The following is a 1,850-nucleotide window of genomic DNA, read 5'->3' as shown; positions in this document are numbered from 1 at the left end:
TCTACACGGGCGATATTCCGGCCATGTGGCTCCGCGACTCCGGGGCGCAGGTATGGCCCTATGTGCAGTTGTGCAAGAAGGACCCGGCGTTGCAGAAGATGATCGCGGGGGTGATCCGGCGGCAATTCAAACTCATCAATATCGATCCTTACGCTAATGCCTTCAACGTCGGCCCTACGGGTGACGGCGAGGATGTCGGCTATCCGGGCAACGATCAAAGTCCCTGGGTTTTCGAGCGCAAATGGGAGATCGATTCCCATTGCTATCCTCTGCGCCTTGCGCACCATTACTGGAAAACCACGGGCGACACGTCGGTCTTCGACGGGGAGTGGATCTCTGCGATGCGCAACATTGTGAAGACGCTGCGCGAACAGCAGATGAAGGAGGGGCCGGGCGATTACATCTTCCTGCGCACGACCGACCGCCAGCTGGATACCCGCTGCCATGTGGGGCGCGGCAACCCCGTGAAACCCGTGGGGCTGATCGTCTCGGCGTTCCGTCCTTCGGACGACGCCACGACCTTCGGGTTCCTCATCCCGTCGAATTTCATGACCGTCACGTCGCTGCGCAAGGCCGCCGAGATCCTGACGGCGGTGAACGGCGAGCGGGAGCTGGCCGCGGAGTGCACGGCGCTGGCCGGAGAGGTGGAAGAGGCATTGCAGAAATACGCGGTGGTCGAGCATCCGGAGTTCGGGAAGATCTACGCCTTCGAGGTGGACGGATTCGGAGGCTGCTTTCTGATGGACGACGCCAATGTGCCGTCGCTGCTGGCAATGCCCTACCTGGGCGACGTGGAGCGCACGGATCCCATCTATGAGAACACCCGGCGGTTCGTCTGGAGCGAAGAGAACCCCTACTTTTGGAGAGGCTCCGCCGGCGAGGGCATCGGCGGCCCCCATATCGGGGTGGAGATGATCTGGCCCATGAGCATCATGATGCGGGCCTTCACGTCGGAGGACGACGCCGAGATCCGCGATTGCATCGTCGCCCTGATGACCACCGATGCCGGGACGGGCTTCATGCATGAATCCTTCTCGCGCCACGATGCTGCGAATTTCACCCGCCCGTGGTTCGCCTGGCAGAACACGCTCTTCGGGGAACTCATATTAAAACTCGTAAACGAAAACAAGGTCGACTTACTTAATTCCATTGACTGACCGGAAAAAACCAAATAACAATGATAAAACCTGTTTCTTTGCTGTTACTTGCCGCCGTTCTGTGCGGCAGCTGCGGAAGCCGCACGGGGCGCACCGCGGCAACCTCCTGCGACGAACCTTCGGCGCGGCCTTCGGAATACGTCTCGACGCTCGTAGGCACGCACTCCGACTTCACGCTCTCGACGGGCAACACCTACCCGGCCGTCGCCCTGCCGTGGGGCATGAACTTCTGGACGCCCCAGACGGGCGAAATGGGCAGCGGATGGGCCTATACCTACGGCGCCCACACCATCCGGGGCCTGAAGCAGACCCACCAGCCCTCGCCGTGGATCAACGACTACGGGCAGTTCTCCATCATGCCCATACGCGGACGCGACAAGGTCGATGAGGAGAGCCGCCAGAGCTGGTTTTCGCACCAGTCGGAGGAGGCACGCCCCTACTATTGTCGGGCGTGGTGATCGACGCTTTCGACCGCGGATCGTACATCAGGGTCATGCACGACAAACGGACTGTCGTGGGATACACCACGCGCAACAGCGGAGGTGTGCCCGACAACTTCAAGAACTGGTTTATCGTGCGCTTCGACCGGAAGATCCGGGATTTCCAGATCTATGACGGCACGAAGCCCGTCGAAGGCGAACAGTTAGTCGGCGAACACGCCCTCGTGCGGGTAGGTTTCGAAACCCGGCGCGG

Annotated in this window: 1 protein-coding gene and 1 pseudogene; both read left to right on the top strand. The window is 61.0% G+C overall.

Annotated elements, in window-relative coordinates; translation table 11 throughout:
* Window positions 1-1,157: glycoside hydrolase family 125 protein (locus tag BHV64_RS09050; RefSeq protein ID WP_288115772.1), on the top strand; the 1,157-nt coding region annotated here is incomplete at its 5' end.
* Window positions 1,158-1,177: 20 nt separating this feature from the next.
* Window positions 1,178-1,850, top strand: a pseudogene (locus tag BHV64_RS09045) (GH92 family glycosyl hydrolase); the annotation flags it as partial.

It is taken from the genome of Alistipes sp. 56_sp_Nov_56_25, assembly GCF_001915285.1.
Lineage (GTDB): Bacteria > Bacteroidota > Bacteroidia > Bacteroidales > Rikenellaceae > Alistipes > Alistipes shahii.
The sequence above is the reverse complement of the archived record's forward strand: the minus strand, read 5'-3'. Positions and strand labels throughout refer to the sequence as shown.